General features: G+C 65.4%; 4 protein-coding genes. 1 reads left to right on the top strand and 3 read right to left on the bottom strand.

What is annotated here, in order from left to right:
- Positions 1–22 precede the first annotated feature (22 nt).
- From EOA29_RS31890 to EOA29_RS31880, 3 genes are all read right to left on the bottom strand, one after another.
- The gene (locus EOA29_RS31890) at positions 23–445 is read right to left on the bottom strand and encodes a DUF6163 family protein (RefSeq protein WP_126094238.1); all 423 of its coding nucleotides are present in this window, start codon (positions 443–445) and stop codon (positions 23–25) included.
- Positions 442–1485, bottom strand: a complete 1044-nt coding sequence (locus EOA29_RS31885) for an enoyl-CoA hydratase/isomerase family protein (protein ID WP_126094239.1) — start codon at positions 1483–1485, stop codon at positions 442–444. Before EOA29_RS31885 ends, EOA29_RS31890 begins: the two co-directional genes overlap by 4 nt.
- A 109-nt stretch (positions 1486–1594) precedes the next feature.
- Positions 1595–2143, bottom strand: a complete 549-nt coding sequence (locus EOA29_RS31880) for an isoprenylcysteine carboxylmethyltransferase family protein (protein ID WP_126094240.1) — start codon at positions 2141–2143, stop codon at positions 1595–1597.
- Positions 2144–2235: 92 nt separating this feature from the next.
- On the opposite strand from EOA29_RS31880, the gene EOA29_RS31875 reads away from it, so the two are divergent.
- On the top strand, positions 2236–2726 hold a 491-nt coding region (locus tag EOA29_RS31875; protein WP_127222112.1), incomplete at its 3' end, for a DUF2066 domain-containing protein.

Raw genomic sequence — 2726 nt, 5'->3', positions numbered from 1 at the left:
GCCCACTTTCGGGCGACATGCATTATTGCCTAAGCTGGCGCTTCTGCAGCCAGATTACCACGCGGAAGACGATGTAAAGCAGCGCCACGCAGGCATGCGAGATGACGATCAGCAGCCGGTGGCCGAAGAGGTCGGGAAAGCCGGCATACATCACGGTCTCGGTCGCCGCGCAGATGAACCAGATGACCGGGCCCCAGGAAGCGAGCATCCAGAGGCCCGCGGCGGCGAAGGGAAAGAAGACGGCAAGGGTCGTCGCGGCCACCTGCCAGTGCACCGGCATCAGGTCGAAGCGCCAGAGCTCGCCGGGATAGATGCCGATCAGCCGGATCCAGTAGAGGATGCCGAAGAGCAGGCAATAGCCGGCGATCACGCGCTGGAACCAGGCGAAGATGATCTCGGTGGTCGAGGGCTGCAGCACCACGCGCCTGGAGGTGACCTCGCTCACAGCTCGAGCTCCCGGGAGCCGAGCGACGCGAAATAGGCATCGACGTCGGCGGGGCTCACCGCGCCGAGGTCGGCGGGCCGCCACTCAGGCTTCGAACCCTTGTCGATGATGGCGGCGCGGATGCCTTCGTAAAAGTCGTGGCCAGCCAGCATGCGGTTGAGGATGCGGAACTCCATCTTCATGCACTCGTCCATCGACAGCGTCAGTCCGGCGCTGATCTCGCGCCAGGCGACGTTGAGGCTGGTCGGCGAGCGCGCCTTGATCGTCGCCAGGGTCTTTGCCGCGAACACATCGGTGGCGGCAGCCTCCTCGAGGCTGGCGATGATGCCTGCGAGCGAGGCTTGCGAGAAATGGCGCGCGATCGCTTCCAGATCCTGCCGCTCGGTCTCCCGCTTCGCCGGACTGAAGAAGCCGCGCAATTCCTCACCCGGATCGCCTGATACGGCCAACTCGTCGAGCAAGCCTGCCTGGTCCTCGGCCTTGATGGTGTGGGTGGCGAGGCCCGACCACAGTGCATCGCCATAGCGGATGCGATTTCCCGTCAGCCCCAGATACATGCCGAAACTGCCGCCGAGATCCGGCAACAGATGGCTGGCGCCGACGTCGGGGAAGAAGCCGATGCCGACCTCGGGCATGGCGAACTGCGCGTTCTCGGTCAGCACGCGATGCGAGCCGTGGAAGGAGATGCCGACGCCGCCGCCCATGACGATGCCGTCGATCAGCGCGACATAGGGTTTCCTGAAGCGCGCGATGCGGGCGTTGAGCCGGTACTCGTCGGCGAAGAAGTCGACGGGCGGCTTGCCGGCGCGGCCGGCCTCGTAGATGTGCAGGATGTCGCCGCCGGCGGAGAACGCCCTGCCCTCGGCCTTGACGACGACGAGGCTCACGCCGGCATCGCCCTCCCAGGCATCGAGCGCCTTGCCGAGCGCCTTCACCATGCGGTGGGTGACGGCATTGAGCGCCTGCGGCCGCGTCAGCGTGACGACGCCCGCCTTGCCCAAACGCTCGAAGCGAATTTCGTCGCCTCCGCCAAAATCCATCGTGAGAGAATCCTCCCCCGCGCCTGCGGGAGGAGAAGTGCTAAGCGGCGACCGGGCGAACGTCAATTGTCGAGAGCCCGGGCCGGACGCGTTTCTCGTGGCGAGCGCGCTACCAGACGAACGGGATAAGCGCGTTCGTGCGGCGCGCATAGCCGGGGAATTCATCGGGAAACTGCCGCGCCAGAAGCCGGTCCTCGGCGCCAACGCGCCAGATGAAGATCGCCCCCAAGAGGAGGAGCAGAAAGACGAAAGGGCCGCCCACCACGATCGCCGAGCCGATGCATGCGAGCAGGCCGCCTGTGTACATGGGATGGCGCAGGCGGCGGTATGGGCCGGACGTCACCAGTTCGTGGTCCTGCTTGGCCGAGACGGTCTGGCTCCAGTTGCGACCGAGGGTTTGCCGCGCCCAGACCAACAGAAACATGCCGGCGACGGCCAGGACGACACCGACGCTGCTCAGGACGGCGTTGACGGGCGCGAAGTTGACGAAGGCGAACAATTGGACGCGCGGCAGCAGGAAGGCCGCGATCATGGCAAACATCAGTCCGAAACTCTGCAGCAGATGCGGCTCGGTATCCCGTTTCACGCCAATCGCGTGAACGGTCAGATAGACAATCAGCAGCACCCAGGCAGCGTAGATGAACCAGATGAAGATCATGCCTCACTCCACTCCTCGGTTAGCCGGCAATCGTCTTGGCCGTCGTCCGCGCCCGGTGCTAGAAATGGCCATCCTGAACCGGACGACAAGACATGCCCGGATTTTCTCACCCAGCGGCGACGGCGATCGGCCTGATCGCCATTTGCCTGATGTCTTGCCCCGCCGGCGCCGCGACGGCGGACGAACTCTACCAGGCGCAGACGATCGTCACCGGCACCGGCGAGCCGAACCGCGAGATCGGCTTCAAGGATTGCCTGGACAAGGTGCTGGTCAGGGTGTCCGGCGACCAGAGGCTGACGCAGAAGGCGGAGATGCTGGCGCTGCGCGACAAGGCAGCCGACTTCGTCCAATCCTTCCGCTACCACGACCGGCTGGAAGGCATTCCCATCCATGACGAGCAAGGCACGCATGACCGGCCGCACGACCTTACCTGCCTCTACAAGCCCGCGGTGGTCGACAAGCTCCTGGCGCAGCTCGGCAGCAGGCCGTGGCGCGGCGAGCGGCCGCTGATCGCCGTTTTCCTCACGACCGAACAAGGCATGAAGCATTTCGTGCTGACGGCCGACGAAGGCCGCGGCGGGGC

This window comes from Mesorhizobium sp. M1E.F.Ca.ET.063.01.1.1 (assembly GCF_003998155.1).
Taxonomy (GTDB): Bacteria; Pseudomonadota; Alphaproteobacteria; order Rhizobiales; family Rhizobiaceae; genus Mesorhizobium.
The sequence above is the reverse complement of the archived record's forward strand: the minus strand, read 5'-3'. Positions and strand labels throughout refer to the sequence as shown.

Coding starts and splice junctions, on each gene's coding strand:
- EOA29_RS31885 (WP_126094239.1), bottom strand. CDS start 1,485: ATGGATTTTGGCGGAGGCGACGAAATTCGCTTCGAGCGTTTGGGCAAG.
- EOA29_RS31880 (WP_126094240.1), bottom strand. CDS start 2,143: ATGATCTTCATCTGGTTCATCTACGCTGCCTGGGTGCTGCTGATTGTC.